The organism is Streptococcus sp. Marseille-Q5112, from assembly GCF_916700555.1.
Taxonomy (GTDB): domain Bacteria; phylum Bacillota; class Bacilli; order Lactobacillales; family Streptococcaceae; genus Streptococcus; species Streptococcus symci.
In genome coordinates this window covers 80175-103013 of sequence record NZ_CAKAKP010000007.1, presented here as the reverse complement: position 1 = coordinate 103013, position 22839 = coordinate 80175, and the positions used below count along the sequence as shown (strand labels likewise).

19 protein-coding genes are annotated in these 22839 nt (G+C 35.6%); 17 read left to right on the top strand and 2 right to left on the bottom strand.

The window, feature by feature from the left end; translation table 11 throughout:
* Positions 1-139: 139 nt before the first annotated feature.
* Together LG372_RS06465 and LG372_RS06460 are read right to left on the bottom strand one after the other, a co-directional pair.
* Positions 140-622, bottom strand: coding sequence for an S-ribosylhomocysteine lyase (locus tag LG372_RS06465; protein ID WP_000032547.1), 483 nt, complete (start codon positions 620-622; stop codon positions 140-142).
* Between the two features lie 94 nt (positions 623-716).
* Positions 717-2201, bottom strand: coding sequence for a DUF1846 domain-containing protein (locus LG372_RS06460; RefSeq protein WP_225742408.1), 1485 nt, complete (start codon positions 2199-2201; stop codon positions 717-719).
* Between the two features lie 152 nt (positions 2202-2353).
* On the opposite strand from LG372_RS06460, the gene LG372_RS06455 reads away from it, so the two are divergent.
* From LG372_RS06455 to LG372_RS06375, 17 genes are all read left to right on the top strand, one after another.
* On the top strand, positions 2354-3961 hold the full coding sequence (locus LG372_RS06455; protein ID WP_225742407.1) for a glycoside hydrolase family 13 protein: 1608 nt from the start codon (positions 2354-2356) through the stop codon (positions 3959-3961).
* A gap of 195 nt (positions 3962-4156) precedes the next feature.
* A complete protein-coding gene (locus LG372_RS06450; RefSeq protein WP_225742406.1) occupies positions 4157-6115 on the top strand; it encodes a peptide ABC transporter substrate-binding protein in 1959 nt (652 codons plus the stop codon).
* A gap of 241 nt (positions 6116-6356) precedes the next feature.
* The gene (locus LG372_RS06445) at positions 6357-7802 is read left to right on the top strand and encodes an LCP family protein (protein ID WP_225742405.1); all 1446 of its coding nucleotides are present in this window, start codon (positions 6357-6359) and stop codon (positions 7800-7802) included.
* Between the two features lies 1 nt (position 7803).
* On the top strand, positions 7804-8535 hold the full coding sequence (cps4B, locus tag LG372_RS06440; protein ID WP_061864733.1) for a capsular polysaccharide biosynthesis protein Cps4B: 732 nt from the start codon (positions 7804-7806) through the stop codon (positions 8533-8535).
* Between the two features lie 8 nt (positions 8536-8543).
* On the top strand, positions 8544-9236 hold the full coding sequence (gene cpsC / locus LG372_RS06435; protein WP_225742404.1) for a capsular polysaccharide biosynthesis protein CpsC: 693 nt from the start codon (positions 8544-8546) through the stop codon (positions 9234-9236).
* A 9-nt stretch (positions 9237-9245) separates the two neighbouring features.
* Positions 9246-9929 carry a tyrosine-protein kinase gene (locus LG372_RS06430; protein ID WP_020901549.1) on the top strand — a complete coding sequence of 228 codons (684 nt, stop codon included), beginning with the start codon at positions 9246-9248 and terminating at the stop codon, positions 9927-9929.
* Between the two features lie 138 nt (positions 9930-10067).
* Positions 10068-10661, top strand: a complete 594-nt coding sequence (locus LG372_RS06425) for a sugar transferase (protein WP_413252016.1) — start codon at positions 10068-10070, stop codon at positions 10659-10661.
* Positions 10662-10872: 211 nt separating this feature from the next.
* The gene (locus LG372_RS06420) at positions 10873-11667 is read left to right on the top strand and encodes a DUF4422 domain-containing protein (RefSeq protein ID WP_225742402.1); all 795 of its coding nucleotides are present in this window, start codon (positions 10873-10875) and stop codon (positions 11665-11667) included.
* 3 nt (positions 11668-11670) lie between these two features.
* Positions 11671-12921 (top strand): polymerase, encoded by a 1251-nt coding sequence (locus LG372_RS06415; RefSeq protein WP_225742401.1) that lies wholly within the window; start codon positions 11671-11673, stop codon positions 12919-12921.
* Positions 12922-12931: 10 nt separating this feature from the next.
* Positions 12932-13762: a LicD family protein gene (locus LG372_RS06410; RefSeq protein ID WP_225742400.1), complete on the top strand. Its 831-nt coding sequence runs from the start codon at positions 12932-12934 to the stop codon at positions 13760-13762.
* 13 nt (positions 13763-13775) lie between these two features.
* Entirely contained in the window at positions 13776-14858 is a 1083-nt protein-coding gene (locus LG372_RS06405; RefSeq protein ID WP_225742399.1) for a glycosyltransferase family 4 protein, read from the top strand.
* Between the two features lie 8 nt (positions 14859-14866).
* The gene (locus LG372_RS06400) at positions 14867-15871 is read left to right on the top strand and encodes a glycosyltransferase family 2 protein (protein ID WP_225742398.1); all 1005 of its coding nucleotides are present in this window, start codon (positions 14867-14869) and stop codon (positions 15869-15871) included.
* A gap of 1 nt (position 15872) precedes the next feature.
* Complete coding sequence (locus tag LG372_RS06395; RefSeq protein WP_225742397.1) at positions 15873-16826, top strand: glycosyltransferase family 2 protein; 954 nt, start codon at positions 15873-15875, stop codon at positions 16824-16826.
* Positions 16827-17009: 183 nt separating this feature from the next.
* Positions 17010-17831, top strand: a complete 822-nt coding sequence (locus tag LG372_RS06390) for a beta-1,6-N-acetylglucosaminyltransferase (RefSeq protein ID WP_225742396.1) — start codon at positions 17010-17012, stop codon at positions 17829-17831.
* Position 17832: 1 nt separating this feature from the next.
* Entirely contained in the window at positions 17833-19257 is a 1425-nt protein-coding gene (locus LG372_RS06385) for a flippase (protein ID WP_225742395.1), read from the top strand.
* Between the two features lies 1 nt (position 19258).
* Positions 19259-20362 (top strand): UDP-galactopyranose mutase, encoded by a 1104-nt coding sequence (gene glf / locus LG372_RS06380; protein WP_225742394.1) that lies wholly within the window; start codon positions 19259-19261, stop codon positions 20360-20362.
* 201 nt (positions 20363-20563) lie between these two features.
* Positions 20564-22546, top strand: coding sequence for a peptide ABC transporter substrate-binding protein (locus LG372_RS06375; RefSeq protein ID WP_225742393.1), 1983 nt, complete (start codon positions 20564-20566; stop codon positions 22544-22546).
* Positions 22547-22839: the final 293 nt, after the last annotated feature.

Below are 22839 nucleotides of genomic sequence, written 5' to 3'. Positions count from 1 at the left end.
ATGCTATATCCTTGTTTTCTAAGTTTATAGATCTGAACTTTATCATCATAAGTTAATTTCATAATAAAAACACCCCAAAAGTTAGATTTTTTCTGTCTAACTTTTGGGGTGCAGTTCAAAGCTGGTTTCTTTTTTATTATTAGATGACATGGCGCTCAAAGGCATCGTCTGAAATCCCTTGTTCCAAGATGAGTTTTGCCCATTCTTTAGCAGAAAAGAGGCTGTGATCCTTGTAGTTTCCGCAAGATTCGATAGTTGTTCCAGGAACATCTTCCCAAGTAGTGGTTTCAGCGATTTCCTTGAGCGAATCCTTGATAACAGCTGCAATTTCAGCACTGGTGTGGCGTCCCCACATAATCATGTGGAAGCCTGTACGGCAACCAAATGGTGAACAGTCAATCATGCCGTCAATGCGAGTACGGATGAGTTTGGCTAAGAGGTGCTCGATAGTGTGAAGGCCAGCAGTAGGGATAGAGTCTTCATTGGGTTGCACTAAACGAATATCATAATTGGAGATGATGTCTCCTTTTGGCCCTGTTTCTTCCCCAATCAAGCGGACATAAGGTGCTTTAACAATGGTGTGGTCAAGTTCAAAACTTTCGACAATAACTTCTTTTGACATGGTAAATCCTTTCAGTTTTCTCTTTTTATTATAACATAAAGCCGGCTCTTGAGACAGAGAGAAAACCTCTCCGAGTGTGGAGAGGTTGAAATCTTTATTTACGATACAAGCGGTCGTATTGGTAGTAAGGGTCAAAGGTTACGTTGATACCCAGTTTACGAAGGACATTCTTATCTTCATCAGTCAAGATGATGGTTGAGTGGGCTTCGCTTCCTTTGAGGTTGCCAAGTTCTTCCATAGCACGAGCAGCATCAGAATTTTCTGTAGCTGTGATGGCAAGTGCAATCAAAATTTCATTTGAATGCAGGCGTGGATTGCGACTACCCAGATGATCGATTTTAAGACCTTGGATCGGTTTGACGACTTCAGGCTCGATGAGTTTTACTTCCTTGGCAATGTCAGCTGATTTCTTGATAGCGTTGATCAAGGCAGCGGCTGTAGGACCAAAGAGCTCTGAGTTCTTACCAGTGACAATTTCTCCGCTTGGCAATTCAAGGGCTAGGGCTGGTCCACCAGTTTCTTCTGCTTTTTGACGTGCAGCAACAGCAACCTTGCGGTCTGCAGGTGTGATGCCGAGGTCGTTCATGAGCAACTCAATTTTTTTGACAGCAGCTTCGCCAACTTTTTCGGCTTTGAAATCAAGAACAGTTTGATAGTAACGGCGGATGATTTCTTGTTTAGAAGCTTCGACAGCAGCCTCATTATCTGTAATAGCGAAACCAACCATGTTGACACCCATGTCTGTCGGTGAAGCGTATGGAGATTTACCAAGGATACGTTCTAACATGCGCTTGAGCACTGGGAAAATCTCGATATCACGGTTGTAGTTGACAGTGGTTTCTCCATAGGTTTGAAGATGGAAGGGGTCAATCATGTTGACATCATCAAGGTCAGCTGTGGCAGCCTCGTAGGCCAAATTGACTGGGTGATGAAGGGGAAGATTCCAAACTGGGAAGGTTTCAAATTTAGCGTAGCCAGACTTGATACCATTGATTTGGTCGTGGTACATATTGGACATACAAGTTGCCAATTTTCCAGAACCAGGTCCAGGAGCGGTCACGACAATCAAGTTGCGACTGGTTTTGATGTAGTCGTTTTTCCCCATGCCTTCTGGAGAAATGATGTGATCCATATCTGTCGGATATCCTTTGATTGGATAATGAAGATAAGAATCAATTCCATTTTTCTCAAGCTGATTGCGGAAGGCATCTGCAGCGGGTTGGCCAGCGTACTGTGTGATGACAACGGAGCCAACAAAAATCCCTAATTCATTGAATTTGTCAATCAAACGAAGAACTTCTTGGTCATAAGAAATGCCCAAGTCACCACGTGCTTTGGAATGTTCGATATTGCTAGCATTAATAGCAATCACAACCTCAACCTGCTCTTTCAATTCTTGTAAGAGCTTGATTTTGTTGTCAGGCTCATAACCAGGAAGAACGCGAGCAGCGTGGAAATCTTCTAACATTTTGCCGCCAAACTCCAAGTAGAGCTTGCCGTCAAATTGGTTAATGCGCTCCAAAATGTGGTCGCGCTGTAGATTCAAATATTGTTCAGAACTAAAAGCTTGTTTTTTCATTTTTTTACCTCTGACCTCTATTATAATAAAAAATTGGAAGTTAGGAAACTATGGAGTTAAAAAAGGAATCAAAAAGATTAGGCAAACGCTTGCATAAAATTTTAAAAAGCGCTATCATAGATTACAGATTATTAAAATAATGAGGTAAGAAGATGCAAGAAAAATGGTGGCACAATGCCGTAGTCTATCAAGTCTATCCTAAGAGCTTTATGGATAGCAACGGAGATGGAATTGGCGATTTGCCAGGAATTACCAGTAAGTTAGACTATCTAGCCAAGTTAGGAATTACAGCGATTTGGCTTTCTCCAGTTTATGACAGTCCTATGGATGATAATGGCTATGATATTGCTGATTATCAAGCGATTGCAGCTATTTTCGGAACCATGGAGGATATGGACCAACTGATCGCGGAAGCTAAGAAGCGTGATATTCGTATCATCATGGACTTAGTGGTCAATCATACCTCAGATGAGCATGCTTGGTTTGTCGAGGCCTGTGAAAATCCTGATAGCCCTGAACGAGACTACTATATCTGGCGGGATGAACCCAACGATTTAGATTCTATCTTTAGTGGTTCTGCTTGGGAATACGATGAAAAGTCAGGTCAATACTATCTCCACTTTTTCAGTAAGAAACAGCCTGATCTCAACTGGGAAAATGAAAAACTTCGTCAGAAAATCTATGAGATGATGAACTTCTGGATTGATAAAGGCATTGGTGGTTTCCGCATGGATGTCATTGACATGATTGGGAAAATTCCTGACGAGAAAGTAGTCAATAATGGTCCTATGCTCCACCCTTATCTCAAGGAGATGAATCAGGCGACCTTTGGAGATCAGGATCTCTTGACAGTAGGGGAAACATGGGGAGCAACGCCAGAGATTGCCAAGCTCTACTCGGATCCAAAGGGGCAAGAATTGTCTATGGTCTTCCAGTTTGAACATATCTGTCTTCAGTATCAGGAAGGGCAACCTAAATGGCATTATCAAAAAGAGCTGAATATAGCTAAGTTGAAAGAGATTTTCAACAAATGGCAGACAGAGTTAGGAGTTGAGGACGGTTGGAATTCGCTCTTTTGGAACAATCATGACCTCCCTCGTATCGTCTCAATCTGGGGAAATGACCAAGAATACCGCGAAAAATCTGCCAAAGCCTTTGCCATCTTACTTCATCTCATGAGAGGAACTCCTTATATCTACCAAGGTGAGGAGATTGGGATGACCAACTATCCGTTTGAAACACTGGACCAAGTAGAAGATATTGAATCCCTCAACTATGCGCGTGAAGCTCTTGAAAAAAGTGTTCCGATGGAAGAAATCATGGACAGTATCCGTGTCATTGGACGTGACAATGCCCGTACTCCGATGCAATGGGATGATAGTAAAAACGCTGGTTTCTCAACAGGTCAACCTTGGTTGGCAGTCAATCCAAACTATCAGGCAATCAATGTTCAAGAAGCACTGGCAAATCCAGATTCTATTTTCTATACCTATCAAAAACTCGTTCAAATCCGCAAAGAGAATAGCTGGCTGATTCGAGCTGATTTTGAATTGCTTGAGACGGCTGATAAGATCTTTGCTTATATTCGTAAAGATGGAGACCGTCGTTTCCTAGTTGTGGCTAACTTGTCCAATGAAGGGCAAGACTTGACCGTAGAAGGAAGCGTCAAATCGGTATTAATTGAAAACACCGTGGCTCAAGAAGTTTTTGAAAAACAAATCTTGGCTCCATGGGATGCTTTCTGTGTGGAATTACTATAAGCATTTTTTGCAGAAAAATTTAAAATTGAAATCGTATAAAAACAAGGGAGGACTGTATGAAAGACAGAAATCCTTTGTTTTTTTATGGCAAAAGTTTATAAACTTTCATTCTAGAAATTCAATTAACTTTACAAATTCCCACTGTTTTGGTAAAATAAATCTATGTTATAAAAACTAACATAAAGGAGAAAGAAGATGAATACAAAAAAGCGTGTTCTTAGCGCAGGCCTGACTTTTGCGGCTGCCTTGCTTTTAGTTGCTTGCGGACAATCAGGTTCAGATACAAAAACTTACTCATCAACCTTTAGTGGAAATCCAACTACATTTAACTATTTATTAGACTACTACGCTGATAATACATCGATTATAACCAACCTAGTTGATGGTTTGCTTGAGAATGATAATCACGGGAACCTAGTTCCATCTTTGGCAGAAGACTGGTCTGTTTCAAGCGACGGTCTGACTTATACCTACAAATTGAGAAAAGATGCCAAATGGTTTACGGCTGATGGTGAAGAGTACGCCCCAGTCAAGGCACAAGATTTTGTGACAGGGATCAAGTACGCAGTAGACAATAAATCACAGGCCATTGACTTGATTCAAAACTCGATCAAGGGTTTGAATGATTATATTACAGGAGTGGATTCTGACTTTTCTAAGGTTGGGGTGAAGGCCATTGACGACCAGACTGTTGAGTATACTTTGGCACGACCGGAACCGTACTGGAATTCAAAAACAACCAATAGTATTCTTTTCCCAGTAAACGAAGAGTTTTTAAACTCAAAAGGGAAAGATTTTGGTACTTTATCTCCAGATAGTATTCTTTACAGCGGACCTTATTTGTTAAAAGATTTTACATCAAAATCATCGATCGAGTATGTGAAAAATCCGCATTACTACGATCACGATAAAGTATCGATTGAACACGTAAAATTGGCTTATTTTGATGGCTCAGACCAAGAATTGACTATCCGTAACTTTGAAAGTGGAGCTTATTCTATCGCTGGGGTTTATCCAAATAGTTCTAACTTTGCCAAGACCAAGGAAAAATATAAGGATAATATCGTCTATAGCTTGCAGGATAAGACTTCTTGGTACTTCAATTTCAACGTTAACCGTAAGGCTTACAACCATACGTCTAAAACGACAGATGAGCAGAAGAAGTCAACTGAAACAGCTGTCTTGAACAAAAACTTCCGCCAAGCGGTGAACTTTGCCTTGGACCGCACAGCCTATTCTGCTCAGTCAAATGGGGAAGAAGCAGCTAGCAAGACTCTTCGTAACACCCTAGTGCCTCCAACATTTGTCCAAGTTGGAGACAAGACCTTTGGAGAAGTAGTCGCTTCTAAATTGGTTAACTATGGCACAGAATGGTCAGGTATGAACCTGGCAGATGCTCAGGATGCCTATTTCAACAAAGAAAAAGCCCAAGCAAAATTTGCGGAAGCTAAAAAAGAAATGGCAAGTCAAGGTGTGACTTTCCCAATTCACTTGGATGTTGCAGTTGATCAGACAAGTAAAAATGCTGTGACAGGCATGAACTCAGTTAAGCAGACCCTTGAGTCGGTTTTAGGTGCTGATAACATTGTCATTGATGTTCAGCAACTGTCAACAGATGATTTTAATAACGTAGCCTTCTTAGCACCGACACCAGCTGATCGAGACTATGATTTGAACTTTGATGGCTGGGTAGGTGATTACCAAGATCCGTCAACTTATCTCAATCCTTTCAATGCAGAGGATGGATTCTACCTCAAGATCTTTGGTCTAGATGCTCAGGAAGATAAAGCTAAGATTGCTAGCTTGGGGCTTGATACTTACACCAAGATGCTCAAAGATGCAGATAGTGAAAATAAAGATGTAGCCAAACGCTATGAAAAATATGCTGAAGCACAGGCTTGGATGATTGATAATTCTCTGATTATGTCAGCTATGTCAAGCGGTGGAACAGCATCTGTAACCAAAGTAACGCCATTTACAAGAGGTTATTCACTAGTCGGCATCAAGGGTGACGGCAATAACTACAAGTACATGAAACTGCAAAAAGATACTGTGACAACCAAACAGTTTGAAGAAGCTAAGACTAAATGGGAGCAAGAAAGCAAAAAAGCAATCGAAAAAGCTCAAAAAGAAGCAGAAAATCATGTTAAATAAAGATGAGCGAGGTTCCGTAAGGGACCTTGTTTGTTATATTTTTGATTCGTATTCCTCTGTCTATGAAACGAGAATGTCAAAATAGGAAGCGATAGATACTATACAGGTTATAAAAAAACAATTATTCCTTCGGAGTGCATTTAGAAGATGTATTGAAAACGCTGATAAAAAAAGGAATAAATGGAAATTATTTCATGATTGTGATATAATAATTCTGATAATCAACATATAGGGGAAAACTATGAATAAACGTTCAAAAAGAGCCCGTTCGGGTAAAGTTAAGCGGAGCATTAATATAGCTTTATTAACCATTTATGTATTATTGGGTGGTTTTTTGCTGTTCTTGATTTTTAGACATAATGTATTGGCGTTTAGATACCTGAATGTCATAACGGCAACTGTAGTGATTTTGGTCGCTTTAGCGAGTCTGCTTTTGATCATTTATAGAAAAGCAGAAAAGTTTACAATTTTCTTTTTAACACTAGCTATTTTAATGAGTTCAGTTTCTTTTTTTGCACTGCAACAATTTGTCGGCTTTACTAGTCATATCAATTCTACGTCAAATTACTCAGAATACTCAATGAGTGTTGTTGTTCTGAAAGATAGTGACGTTCATAATGTCACGCAATTAGATAGTGTTACAGGACCTACGGATACTGATAATGATAATATTCAAAAATTGATAGCTGATATCAAAACTAGTCAGAGCAAAGAATTGACGGTTGAACAAAGCACCTCATACCTTGCAGCTTATAAGAGCTTGGTATCAGGTGAAGCAAAAGCGATTGTCTTAAATAGCGTCTTTGAAAATATTATAGAATCTGAATACCCTGATTACGCATCAAAAATTAGGAAAATCTACACTAAAAATATCACCAAAGAAGTAGCTGCTCCTAAAGTTTCTAAGAACAAATCCTTCAATGTCTATGTGAGTGGTATTGACACTTACGGACCAATTAGTTCAGTTTCTCGTTCAGATGTCAACATTTTGATGACTGTTAATCAAGATTCAAAAAAAATTCTATTGACAACAACCCCTCGAGATTCTTATGTTCCGATTGCTGACGGCGGGAATAATCAAAAAGATAAGTTGACTCATGCAGGTATTTATGGAGTAGACTCCTCTATTCATACTTTGGAAAATCTTTATGGAGTTGATATTAACTACTATGTTCGCCTGAACTTCACTTCGTTTTTGAAGTTGATTGACCTTTTAGGCGGTGTAGATGTGTACAATGATCAAGAATTTACTGCTCATACAAATGGGAAGCATTATTCTATAGGGAATGTTCATTTAGATTCTGAACAAGCTCTTGGGTTTGTTCGTGAACGCTATTCGTTGGCTGATGGTGATCGTGACCGTGGTCGTAATCAACAAAAGGTTATTGTCGCAATCATTCAGAAATTAACTTCTACCGAAGCCTTGAAAAATTATAGTGATATTCTTCAAGGTTTGCAAGATTCCCTTCAAACAAATATGCCGATCGAAACGATGATGGATTTGATTAATGCTCAATTGGAGAGCGGTGGTAGTTATAAGGTTAACTCCCAAGACCTCAAAGGTACAGGTCAAATGGGACTTCCTTCTTATGCTATGCCAGGTAGTAACCTCTATATGATGGAAATCGATGATAGTAGTTTAGCAACTGCTAAAAGTGCGATACAAGATGTGATGGAGGGAAGATGATATGATTGATATCCACTCTCACATTGTCTTTGATGTAGATGATGGTCCAAAGTCTATAGAAGATAGTGAAGCTCTTTTAAGAGAAGCATATAATCAAGGAGTTAGGATGATTGTTTCAACTTCCCATCGTCGAAAAGGGATGTTTGAGACTCCAGAAGAAAAAATAGCGACGAATTTTTTAAAGGTTCGTGAGATTGCTAAAGAAGTGGCAGATGATTTGGTCATTGCTTACGGAGCAGAGATATACTATACTCCAGATGTTCTAGAAAAATTAGAAAACAAGCGCATTCCTACTCTCAATAACAGTCGTTATGCTTTGATTGAATTTAGTATGAATACACCCTATCGCGATATTCATAAAGGATTAAGCAATATTTTGATGTTGGGGATTACCCCGGTGATTGCTCATATTGAACGTTATGATGCTCTGGAAAACAATGAAAAACGTGTTCAGGAACTGATTGATATGGGATGCTATACGCAAGTAAATAGTTCTCATGTTCTAAAACCTAAGCTCTTTGGTGAAACCTATAAATTCATGAAAAAGAGAGCCCAATATTTTTTGGAGAGAGACCTGGTTCATGTCATTGCAAGTGATATGCATAACCTAGATAGTAGACCCCCTTATATGGAGGAGGCTTATCAGATTATTTCTAAAAAGTATGGTAGGGGCAAGGCGGAAGAGCTATTTGTAGAGAACCCTAGGAAAATTATAATGGATCAAATAATTTAGGAGAAAATATGAAAGAACAAAATACTATGGAAATCGATGTATTTCACCTATTTAAAATTCTTTGGAAACGAAAAATTCTAATTGCATTAGTAGCAATTGTAGCTGGAGCTTTAGCTTTTGCCTATAGTGCTTTTATCGTTAAACCGGAGTTCACTAGTACTACACGGATTTATGTAGTCAACCGTAATCAGGGGGATAAACCTGGTTTGACAAACCAAGACTTGCAAGCTGGATCATACTTGGTTAAAGACTATCGTGAAATTATTTTATCTCAAGATGTTTTGGAAAAGGTTACATCTAATTTAAAATTAGATCTATCACCAAAAGATTTGGCTAAAAAAGTCAAAGTAACTGTACCAGTCGATACTCGTATCGTATCTATTTCCGTTAATGATAGAGTACCTGAGGAAGCTAGTCGTATTGCTAACTCCTTGAGAGAGGTAGCTGCTGAAAAGATTATCAGTATCACACGCGTTTCTGATGTTACAACACTTGAAGAAGCTCGTCCCGCTATAGCACCATCTTCTCCAAATATTCGTAGAAATACAATTATAGGTCTGCTTGGAGGAGCAGTCTTTACAGTTGTCGCTGTTCTTGTCGTTGAACTGGTTGATACACGAGTGAAACGTCCAGAGGATATTGAAGATGTTATGCAAATTGCATTGTTGGGAGTTGTTCCAAATCTGGATAAATTGAAATAGGAGAGAGATATGCCGACATTAGAAATAGCACAGAAAAAATTAGATCTGGCCAAAAAAGCGGAAGAATACTATAATGCCTTGCGTACGAATATACAATTGAGTGGAAATAATTTACAAGTAATTTCTATCACTTCTGTAAAACCGGGTGAAGGAAAGTCAACGACTTCTACAAATATTGCTTGGGCATTCGCGCGTGCAGGTTACAAGACCCTGTTAGTAGATGCTGATATTCGTAATTCTGTCATGTCAGGTGTCTTCAAATCACGTGAAAAAATTACTGGATTGACAGAATTTTTATCTGGAACAACAGACCTATCTCATGGTTTATGTGATACCAATGTTGAGAATCTATTTGTGGTTCAAGCTGGGTCTATCTCACCCAACCCAACTGCTTTATTGCAAAGTGAAAATTTTAGCACTATGATTGACACACTTCGCAAGTATTTTGATTATATTATTGTTGATACAGCGCCTATTGGTATCGTAATCGACGCCGCTATTATTACACAAAAATGTGATGCATCTGTTTTAGTTACTGCGGCAGGAGAAGCTAACAGAAAAGATGTTCAGAAGGCTAAAGGTCAATTGGAACAAACGAATAAACCATTCTTAGGAGTTGTATTAAATAAATTTAATACTTCAGCTGAGAAATATGGTTCTTACGGTGAGTATGGTTCTTACGGTAAAAAATAAAGGATAGGCTAAGGAAATAGTTGTGGAAAAGAAGGAGATAAAAATATCTCATAGAATTTAAACTGTTTTAGTTTACTACATGAGAGGGGATTTTAAGTGAAACGGAATAACGTTATCTATATTAGTTTTAAAAGAATTATGGATCTTATTATTGGATTTCTTGGAACTATATTTATAGTACTGCCTTCTTGTTTAATTATTTTTATTATTTACAAAATAAAAGGATATAAGGGAAGTATCTTTTTTACACAATATAGAGCAGGTCTTGGAGGGAAAAAATTTAAAATTATTAAATTCAGATCAATGGTTGAAAATGCAGAGGAAATCTTGGAACTTAATGAAGAACTGTATGAAAAATATAAAAAAAATAGCTATAAATTACCTCCAGATGAGGATCCAAGGCTTACAAATATTGGTGATTTCATAAGAAAAACTAGTATTGATGAACTTCCTCAATTTATAAATTTATTGCTAGGTGATATGAGTCTTATTGGACCGAGGCCGATTCTTGATAATGAGTTAGACGAGTATACTGAGGAAGAACGTAGAATTTTATTATCTGTCCGTCCTGGTATCACTGGTATATGGCAAGTTTCAGGTAGAAGTGATGTGTTCTACCCTGAACGCTGTGAAATGGAATTGTATTATCCTAAAAATCAGTCATTTTGGTTGGATATTAAAATTATCTTTTTAACCATAAAACAAGTTTTAACTAGAGAAGGGGCACATTAAGTATAGGTTTTTTTGCTATTAAGGAATGTGATATTTAGAAAATGAAATTGAGTACGAATAATATGACTTTGGTATTCGATTTCATTTTTTAAATTAGGAAAAGTATTTATTAATTGTTAGTCTGATAATCTTTTTAATCGAAATATTAAATAGAATGTCAAACTATGCAAATTACCTTCAATAAATGTAGGAAGTTTAACTGGGTTTTAAAATGACAAAAAATTATAAAATTATCGTTGCAACACACAAGAAATTTACAATGCCTGATGATACTGAACTTTATTTACCTATTCATGTTGGTAGTGAAGGAAAAGAGAAATTAGGATACCAATGTGACAATGAAGGGGACAACATTTCCTGTTTGAATCCCTATTATTGTGAATTAACTGGACTTTATTGGGCATGGAAAAACTTAGAATGTGACTATCTTGGATTGGTACATTACCGTCGTTATTTCACATCGAAGAGTCAAGCTTATCGTGAAGAGATCAATATGGATAGCATTATTTTATCTAAATCAGAGGTCGAAAAAATGATGCTGGACTATGATGTTGTTGTTCCCTGTAAAAGAAAATACTATATTGAGACTCTCTATTCTCACTATGAACATACTCATGATGGAGCTCATTTAGATGTCACTCGCCAAATCATTAGTGAGTTAAATCCTGATTATATTGATACATTTGATAAAGTGATGAAACAACGTAGTGGCTATATGTTTAACATGTTTATTATGTCAAAAGATAATGTAGCTGCATATTGTGAGTGGTTATTTCCGATTGTTGATGAACTTTATAGACGAATAGACATAGAAGGGTATTCTGCTTTTGATGCTAGATTATTTGGTCGTGTCAGCGAAAGACTATTTAATGTTTGGTTGGCTAATCAAGATTTACGAATAAAAGAAACTCCTTTCATATATATGGAGAGGATTGATTTGATTCAAAAAGGGAAGTCCTTTTTGCAAGCTAAATTCTTTGGAAAAAAATACGGACAGAGTTTTTAAATTATGATTTTATTATTACTTACTTTTTTAATTTTTTTAGTTTTCCCTGTTTTATCTTTGTTTTTAAGTATGTTAGGAGTAGTAAACGACAGAAGGTTTTCGGTAACTTATTTAGTGCTTGCGTGTTTATCGATTTCTATAATAGCTTTACGTTATATCCCTCATCCATTAGATGATGGAGCATTTCATTTTAGAGCAATACAAGTGCTAACTAATTTTGATAGCATTATTTCAATGTTTCAAGCTTTTGCATCAGGGTTTAAAGTTGGTAGATATGATTATGGTTCAATTCCTGTATATACTTCGTTGATGTATTTAGTTAGAAATACACATCACTATAGTTTGCTTAGTTTTTTCTCTGCTTTCGTGACTTATTTTAGTTTTGGTTATGTTGTTGTTGATTTGTTCAAGTCTTATAAAACATACTCTAAAGCAACAAATGCTTTGATTTTAATTACAGTTTTGTTATTAAATAATTATAGATATACAACGAGTGGTATGAGATTTTGTATGGCAATATCGCTTGTGATGTTGATTTTGTATTTGGAATCGAAATATAATTATACAAAGTATTGGATGATGTTTTGGTATATAGTCCCAATATGTATTCATTCAGCTGTTATTTATTTTGTCGCTCTGAGATTCATTTTTTTCTACCTAAAAAAGATTACGGTAAGTAAGAGTTTATTCGTTTTATTAGGTTTTCCAATTATAATAAAATTATCACCAATATTTTCGGAATGGACAGGTGTCAGCTTCTTTCAATCTTTTATTAGAAAAATTGATATCTATTCCGATAACGCATCGTATTCAGAGCTCTTTAATACTACTCTAACAATGAGGTTGTATATTGGTGTGGTTATAATGATTTTATTTTTAATTCAATATTTGATTTTGAGTAGAACTATTAAAGAGATTAATGATTGGAAAATATCTTTTGTCAAGATGACTTATTATTTAACATTATTATCAATGGGATCTATACCGTTTCGAAATATATATGATAGGAATCTTTTTTTACTCTTGCCAATGATTGTAATTTCTTCATTCATATTGTTTACATACCGAGAACAGTTAAAAATCTTATCGAATCGTAGCCTAGTTTATGGCATAGAGCTTAGCTTGCTTGGTATATCGTTGATCACAGGTTTTTTCTATAATAAGAATTTCCCTTTTGATTTTATCGATTATAGTAAAACGGATCTTCTTTTAAAGAACATTTATCAGTTCTTTTTAGACTTGCCTTTTACTTAGGAGGATATGTATGTCAGATATCAAAATTATCCAAGATAAGATTCTATCCATCTTAAAAGAATTCATTAGCATTTGTGAAGAAAATAACCTGACCTACTATGCTCTAGGTGGGACCTTGTTAGGAGCGGTACGTCATAGAGGATTCATACCTTGGGATGACGATATTGATATCGGTATGCCTAGAGAAGATTATGAAAAGTTTAAAAAACTAGCCCAAGATCTGTTGCCAAGTAATTATAAATTTTTGAGCGAAGACACTGCTGGCTATAAAAAAGCTTTCTCTGTGATTCGAGATGATTCAACAAAGATTATTATGAATTATAGTAAAGAAGAATTGGTAGAGAGTTTGTGGATAGACATTTTTCCGTTGGATGGTATGCCCTCTAATGTTTTAAAGAAAAAAATTCATTCTTTGAGATACTTGAACGCAAGGATGATGGTTCAACTCTCGCAATTCAATAGTTTGGTGAATCAGAAAAAAGAAAATCGGCCATTAATTGAAAAGATAATTATTGCTTTTGCGAATGCTGTTAATATTGAGAAGATTATTTCCTTTACATGGGCTCAGAAAAAATATTTACAAACGATAAAAAAATATTCGTTTAAGGAAGATTTCGCAGGAAACTATACAGGAGCATATAAACTAAGAGAAATCGTACCTTCAGATTATTTTGGAGAACCGGTATCATTGGAGTTTGAAGGGATTGATTTGAGTTGTCCTAGTGAGTATAAAGAATATTTGGTAGCAATTTATGGAGAGAATTATATGCAGTTACCTCCAGAAGATAAGCGCAACCAACATCACTATAAGATTATATCTCTTGGTGATAATAAAGAATGAGAGTAGTTGAAACATGAAAAAAATCGCTTTAGTGAAATGGAGTATTGATAGAACGGATGGAGGACTGAAAGTAGCAACCAGCCTTGCAAATGAGTTATCAACTATGTATGAAGTTCATCTTCTCTCGATGATTTCTACAGAAAACAATTTCTTCTCGCTGAAACAATCGGTTCGATATCAGAACTTATCATCAAAGAAAATATCAATGAGTAAAAATTTTCTCGAAGCGGTCAAGTTGTTGAGAAACTATCTGAAAGAAGAGAACGTTGATATTGTTTTTGGAATCGGAATGAGTATGAATACAGTTGGTGTAGCAAGCACAATTGGTTTGAGAACAAAATTTGTTTCCTGCGACCATACAAATTCTATAGTAGATATTGATACTAAAGTTAAGAAGATACAAAGGTATATTGGAGCGAAATTTGCTGATAAACTTGTGACCCTTACTCAAGAAGACCGTGAAAATTATATAAAAAAATACGGCGTTCCTGAGGAAAGAGTTTGCTACATCTATAATTGGAAAGAGGCTATTCTTTCAGATGTATCCTATAATAAAAAATCAACTATAATTGTGACGGTTGGCCGTTTTGACTATCAAAAAGGATATGATTATCTTGTTCAAGTCGCGAAAAAAGTGTTAGCAAAAAGGTCTGACTGGATTTGGGAAATCTACGGTTCTGGAAATCAAGATGAAGTGGACAAAATTAGAAATTTAATCAATGAAAATGATTTACAGGACAAGTTAGTCATAAAAGGACTCGAAAAAAATCAGGATTTGATTTATGGAGATAAAGGGATTTATGTCATGACTTCTCGCTATGAAGGTCTACCTCTAGTTCTGCTGGAAGCACAACAATACAATCTTCCTATAGTTAGCTTTAGTTGTCCGACAGGACCGAACGAAATTGTTGAAGATGGAGTTAATGGCTATCTGGTTGAGTATTATGATACGGACAAGTTGAGCCAAAAATTGCTTGAACTGATGGGAGATGAAGCTTTGAGACAGTCTTTCTCAGAACATGCAAAAGACAATATGGATAAATTCGATAAAGATAAAATTCTCAAGCAGTGGATTGAACTAATTGAGACGATTTAGGAGATACGATGAAGGATTGTTTGTTAACAATTGTAATACCTAGTTATAATATTCAGGACTACGTTTCAAAAGGGCTGGAGTCTTTCCAACAAGTGCAATCAGATTATAAAAATAAATTTGAAGTACTGGTTGTTAACGATGGAAGTACAGACGATACTGCTAAAGTAGCAGAAGAAATATTAGCCCAAGATTCGTTGCTGGATGGCCGTGTAATTACAAAAGAAAACGGTGGTCATGGTTCAACTATCAATCGCGGTATTCAAGAAGCAAAGGGAAAATTTTTTAAAGTGATTGATGGGGATGATTGGGTTATTCCATCAGAATTTGAAAAGTTTTTAGATACTCTTGAAACTGTTGATGTAGATATGGTGATTACAGACTTTACAGAGCAGCATGTCTATAACAATACTACAGTACGAAATGACTTCGTAGACAAGTATGAAATTGGCAAAAAATACATGGGAATTCCGGATGTTCGCATCCCGATGCACTCGGTTACTTATAAGGCATCAATCTTGTTGGAAAACAAGATTCGTTTAAGTGAAAAAACATTTTATGTTGATATTCAATACACACTCTTTCCTTTGGAGTATGTTCATAGTTTCAGTTATTGGAATTATGATATTTATCAATACTACATAGGTAGACCAGAGCAAAGTATGAATATCGAGAGTATGAAGCGTAATGTCAGTCACCATTTGACTGTTACAAAATCAGTTCTAGATTATTTTACAAAAATTGAAAGTGAACCTGTTTTAAACCGAGTAGTTTCTGAAACCTTAGTTTATCTCATCAGTTTGCAGGTTGATTTGTCTTGGATGGTTAATGATTCCGAAACACTCTTGAAAGAACTATATAGCAAAATTGAGAAAAGTGCATATGACTATATTCCTACGAAAAAGTTTGACAGATTGTCTTATTTGAACTATAAGACCAAGTTTGCAATGGCCTTATTACTTAATCCAATTTTGAAGAAATACTCTAAAAAGAAAGAAAAAGAGAGAGGGGGTTAGGATGTTTATTAGCATCGTTGTTCCGGTATATAATATTGCCGACTATTTGCACTATGCGATAGATAGCCTGCTGAAACAAACCTATCAAAATTTTGAAGTGATCCTCGTCAATGACGGTTCAACAGATGATTCTTCTCGATTGTGTGAAGATTACGCTCGAGAATATGAAAATATCCATGTTTTTCACAAGGAAAATAGAGGCTTATCTGATGCGCGTAACTTTGGAGTTACAAAAGCCAACTCAGATTGGATTTTCTTTTTAGATCCAGATGATTACCTTGAAGACTATACGCTTGAATTAATAGTAAAAATACAAGAAATACATCAAGCAGATTTGATTTCAACAAAGGTAAAAGCTACTTCAAAATATAATGCTTATACTTCTTATCGATTGCAAGACTCAGACTATAAAGATTTGATTCCGGTTACAAAAGAAAAGGCTCTGGAACTAATGTTGGATGACAAAGGTGCAACGGTTTCTGCTTGTGCTAAGCTTTATCGGAAATGCATCTTGGAACGCGTTCCATTTCCAGTCGGGAAAATCTATGAGGATTTTTATGTTGTAGCAGAACATCTTGCCTTAGCTGAAAGAATCGTGATCAGTCCACTTGAAACCTACAATTACTATCGTAGGGAAGGGAGTATAGTTCGTTCAACATTTACTGAAAAAAGATATGATTTCTTTGAAGCTGTTGCAAAAAATGAGGAAGTTATTAAAAGAGAGTACATTCAGAGTCCAGAATTAAAGCAAGCTTTGCAAGTTAAAAAATTATTAGGTGGTTTTGTAGTAATTGGTGCAAAAGCTGACTCAGGCTTAAAAGATTTTTCAAAAGATAAAGAGTTGTTGAGAGTCGAAATGAGTGACTTGTTAAAAAATAATAAGTTATCATGGAAACTAAAACTAAAATACCTTATTTTTATTTTTAGCCCTAAATTGTATTTGTTGCTACGATAGTATTATATATAAATTAAATTTGATTTGCGACTAGTGTCAAGCACTTGTTAGGAAAGAGGGATTATGAAACAAGCTTATATTATAATTGCCCATAATAAATTTGAGCAATTAGAATTTTAATTTCACTATTAGATTATAAGCAACATGATATTTTTGTGATTATAGATAGTAAGGTTAGAGTTGATGAATCTACTATATAATTCGCTTAAATCCTGTACAAGATTTTCGAAAGTTATATTTGTAGATAGAACTCCTATTTACTGGGGAAGTTATTCACAGGTATCTGCAGAGATACTAGGATTTCGATGTGCGTATAACCAAGATAATTATAGTATGTTTCATTTATTGTCAGGTGTGGACTTACCTTTAGTGCCGGCTGAAGAGTTATTTGATTTTTTTGAACAACATAAATACAATAATTTTTTGAGTTTAGTTTCTGATGAAATTTTTGAATCAAATAAAGTATATGAGCGAGTTCGATTTAAATATTTGTTTTCTAACCTCTTAGCAAGAAATATCGAAAACAAGTTTTTCAGAAAGTTTGTATCATATTATCGTAAGCTAGAGATTAAAATCCAACGTTTAATAAATATTGATTGCTTTAAAAAATATAACATGGAGTTAGGTTATGCTTCGAATTGGGTATCTATTAATCAGGAGTTAGTTGGAATATTACTTCAAGAAGAAGAGAATATTAAAAAAATATTCAAAAATTCAATAGTGAATGATGAACTATTTATCCCTACTTTAATGTATAAGTATGATCTAATGGGAACTTTGTATTCTTCTTCTCCGATAACAGATGCACCAAGTGATTTTCAAGGCAATCTACGATATATTAATTGGTGGGATGGCTCTCCTTATACATGGACTGATTCTGAACATGATATAGAACAATTAAAACGTGGGAAGAGATTAGGTCATAAATTTTCAAGAAAATTTGATTTAGATAAATTTCCGGCTCTCAAAAAAGAGATTTTAAGGATTATAAATAGGACGGGTTGAGATGAAAGTATTAAAAAACTACGCCTACAATCTCTCCTATCAGTTGTTGGTAATTATACTACCTATCATTACAACTCCATATGTGACACGAGTCTTTTCATCAGATGATTTAGGATCATATGGTTATTTCAATTCGATAGTGACTTATTTTATCTTGTTAGCAACACTTGGGGTTGCAAACTATGGTACAAAGGTAATTTCAGGACATCGTAAAAACATTGAAAAGAACTTTTGGGGTATCTATTCGTTACAATTAGGTTCGACAGTTCTTTCTCTGTTCTTCTATGTTCTTCTATGTCTCTCTGTATCTTTTATGAAAAAACCAGTAGCTTATATTTTAGGATTAAGTTTACTTTCTAAAGGTTTAGATATTTCTTGGCTATTCCAAGGTTTAGAGGATTTTCGAAAAATTACAGTCAGAAATATTACAGTGAAACTAGTTGGCGTCATTGCTATTTTTCTATTTATAAAATCAGCTAGCGACCTATATTTATATGTGTTCTTGCTTACCATTTTTGAATTGTTGGGACAATTAAGTATGTGGTTGCCGGCAAGAGAGTTTATTGGGAAACCGCACTTTGATTGGGAATATGCTAAGCAGCATTTGAAGCCAGTTATCTTATTGTTTTTACCTCAGATTGCTATATCGCTCTATGTTACTTTGGATCGTACAATGCTAGGTGCTTTGGCTTCAACAAAAGATGTAGGAATCTATGATCAAGCATTGAAGCTTGTCAATATTTTATTGACCCTAGTAACTTCATTGGGAAGTGTCATGTTACCACGAGTTTCAAATCTTTTATCATCAGGGGATCATAAAGCAGTTAATAAAATGCATGAGATGTCATTTCTAATTTATAATTTAGTTATTTTCCCCATTATGGCAGGTATGTTAATTATAAACGATGATTTTGTTAACTTTTTTCTGGGAAAAGATTTTCAAGATGCACGCTATGCAATAGCTATTATGATTCTAAGAATGTTCTTTATTGGTTGGACAAATATTATGGGGATTCAAATTTTGATTCCCCATAATAAAAATAGAGAGTTCATGCTTTCAACCACAATTCCTGCCATTGTTAGTGTCGGATTAAATCTTCTCTTTCTTCCCAAATTGGGCTATATAGGGGCAGCAATTGTATCTGTTTTAACAGAGTCTCTGGTTTGGGCTATACAGTTATTCTTTACTCGCTCTTATCTAAGAGATGTTCCGATTATAGGATCTATGATAAAAATTATGATTTCATCAGGATTGATGTATGGTATTTTACTATTTGTAAAACAATTCCTAACTGTATCACCAATGATTAATGTGGGACTATATGCTATTTTGGGAGCAATAATTTATATCAGTTTGATTTTGATTTTTAAAGTGATAAATCCAAATGAGTTAAAACAACAATTATTAAAAAATAAAGGAGCATAAAATGTACGATTATCTTATCGTTGGTGCGGGTCTTTTTGGTGCAGTATTTGCCCATGAAGCAGCCTTAAAAGGAAAAAAAGTAAAAGTCATTGAAAAACGAAATCATATCGCGGGTAATATCTATACTCGTGAAGAGGAAGGAATTCAAGTTCATCAATATGGTGCCCATATATTCCATACTTCTGATAAGGAGATTTGGGATTATGTAAATCAGTTTGCAGAGTTTAATCGCTATACTAACTCTCCAGTTGCAAATTATAAGGGAGAGATTTATAATCTTCCTTTTAATATGAATACCTTCAATAAACTTTGGGGAGTTGTAACGCCAGCAGAAGCACAGGCTAAGATTGATGAGCAACGTGCTGTTTTAAATGGCAAAACTCCTGAAAATTTGGAAGAACAGGCGATTTCTCTTGTAGGTACAGACATCTATGAAAAATTGATTAAGGACTATACAGAGAAACAGTGGGGCAAGCCAACTATGGAACTTCCAGCCTTTATCATTCGCCGTTTGCCCGTACGTTTGACCTACGATAACAACTATTTTAATGATACTTATCAAGGGATTCCAATAGGTGGCTACACTCAAATAGTTGAAAAAATGTTGGATCATGAAAATATTGATGTAGAAACAAATGTTGATTTCTTTGCGAATAAAGAACAATATATGAAGGACTTCCCTAAAATTGTCTTTACTGGTATGATTGATGAATTCTTTGATTATAAATTAGGTGAACTAGAGTACCGTAGTCTTCGTTTTGAAAATGAGACCTTGGATATGGAGAATTACCAAGGAAATGCAGTTGTGAACTATACGGATGCAGAAACTCCATATACTCGTATTATTGAACACAAACATTTTGAGTTTGGGAATCAAGAAAAGACTATCATTACTAAAGAACATTCTAAAACATGGGAAAAAGGTGATGAGCCTTATTATCCAGTAAATAATGATCGTAATAATCATTTGTATAAATCATATAAAAAATTGGCTGATGAGCAAGGGAATGTTATCTTTGGTGGTCGTTTAGGACACTATCGTTATTACGATATGCACCAAGTAATTGGAGCAGCTTTGCAGTGCGTAAGAAATGAGTTAGATTAAAGAATTAAAACTGTCCCCCAGTTGCTTTTTAGAAATATGATTGATAATTCCTTGACTACCTAATGTAGTTGAGGGATTTTTGATATTATTCATATTTTTGCAAAGATATTGTTTAAAAAATAATTTTCAAAAATTCTGAAAATTCTGTTGACAAGGTTAGAAAAAGGGTATATAATGGATAGAAAAACAAAGGAGAATACTATGAAAACAAGGAAAGTATTGGCTCTTGCGGGAGTAACTTTATTAGCAGCAGGTGTCTTAGCTGCTTGTTCTGGCTCAGGGTCTAGTGCAAAAGGTGAGAAAACTTTTTCTTATGTTTACGAAACAGATCCAGATAACCTGAACTACTTGACAACTGGTAAGGCAGCAACTACTGACATTACTAGTAATGTGATTGATGGATTGCTTGAAAATGACCGCTATGGTAACTTTGTGCCATCTATGGCTGAGGATTGGTCTGTATCTAAGGACGGCTTGACTTACACTTATACAATCCGTAAAGATGCTAAGTGGTACACATCTGAAGGAGAAGAGTATGCGTCTGTGAAAGCTCAAGACTTTGTAACAGGACTTAAGTATGCGACAGATAAGAAATCAGAAGCCCTTTACTTGGTACAGGATTCAATTAAAGGTTTGGATGCATACGCTAAAGGGGAAACTAAAGATTTCTCTCAAGTTGGGATTAAAGCGATTGACGATCAAACAGTTCAATACACTTTGAACAAACCTGAAAGTTTTTGGAATTCTAAAACAACAATGGGTGTCTTAGCACCAGTTAATGAAGAGTTTTTAAACTCTAAGGGAGATGATTTTGGGAAAGCAACAGATCCAAGCAGTATCCTTTATAACGGACCTTTCTTGTTGAAATCATTGGTCGCTAAATCTTCAGTAGAATTTGAAAAGAATCCAAACTACTGGGATAAGGACAATGTTCACATTGATAAGGTAAAACTTTCATTCTGGGATGGTCAAGATACAGGAAAACTTGCAGAAAACTTCAAAGATGGAAGCTTTACAATGGCTCGTCTCTTCCCGACAAGCGCAAGTTATCCTGAACTTGAAAAAGAGTTTAAAGACAACATCGTTTATACACCACAAGATTCTACTACTTATTTAGTAGGTACTAATATTGATCGCCAGTCCTATAAGTACACTTCTAAGACTACAGATGAACAAAAGACTTCAACCAAGAAAGCTCTTCTAAACAAAGATTTCCGTCAAGCTCTTGCCTTTGGTTTTGATAGAAAAGCCTATGCTTCTCAAGTGAATGGTGCGAATGGGGCAACTAAACTGCTTCGTAACTTGTTTGTTCCTCCTACATTTGTACAGGCAGATGGAAAGAACTTTGGCGAAATGGTCAAAGACAAATTGGTGACTTATGGTGACGAATGGAGCAACGTGAACTTGGATGATGCTCAGGATGGACTCTACAATCCTGAAAAAGCGAAAGCAGAGTTTGCTAAAGCTAAGACAGCTCTCCAAGCAGAAGGCGTTCAATTCCCAATCCACTTGGATATGCCAGTTGACCAAACCAATACAACAAAAGTTCAACGTGTCCAATCTTTTAAACAATCACTTGAAGAAACATTAGGAACTGACAATGTCGTCATTGATATCCAACAACTTCAAAAAGATGAAGTTCTCAATGTTACCTACTTTGCTGAAACGGCTGCTGGACAAGATTGGGATGTCTCAGATAACGTTGGATGGGGACCAGACTACATTGACCCATCTACCTACCTTGATATTCTCAAACCATCTGTAGGGGAAAGTACAAAGACTTACCTAGGATTTGACTCTGGAACAAACAACGCTGCGGCTAAGCAAGTTGGTTTGGAAGACTACGAAAAAATGGTTGTGGAAGCTGGTGAAGAAGTGAATGACATTTCAAAACGTTATGAAAAATATGCTGCTGCCCAAGCTTGGTTGACCGACAGTGCCTTGCTAATCCCAACAACTTCTAAAACTGGTCGTCCAATGTTGTCTAAGATGGTACCATTCACACTTCCATTTGCTTATTCTGGAAACAAAGGAACAAGTGAAGCTCACTTGTATAAATACCTTGATGTACAAGATAAACCAGTGACAGTTGATGAGTATCAAAAAGCTCAAGATAAATGGATGAAAGAAAAAGAAGAATCCAATAAAAAAGCGCAAGAAGAACTTGCAAAACATGTGAAATAGATTTTAATCATCTATAGAAACTGATTGATAAAGGGTTTGGCATTCGATAGGAATGCTAAATCCTTTTTATTATGTGACAATTTTCCCCTTAATCTCAGAGTATGGTTTTGTCAGAATTAAGAAAAAAATTAGCAATTTTCCTAGCTTTTCTATTGCTTTATCTATTAAAAATTGTTATATTAAAAGTGTAATTATTTTTTATAAACGTTAAGCATTGCACTTTTCAGATAGAAAGGAGTATTTTTCGAACAAGAAATGTAAACGCTTACGAAGATTAGTGAAAGGAATCAGGA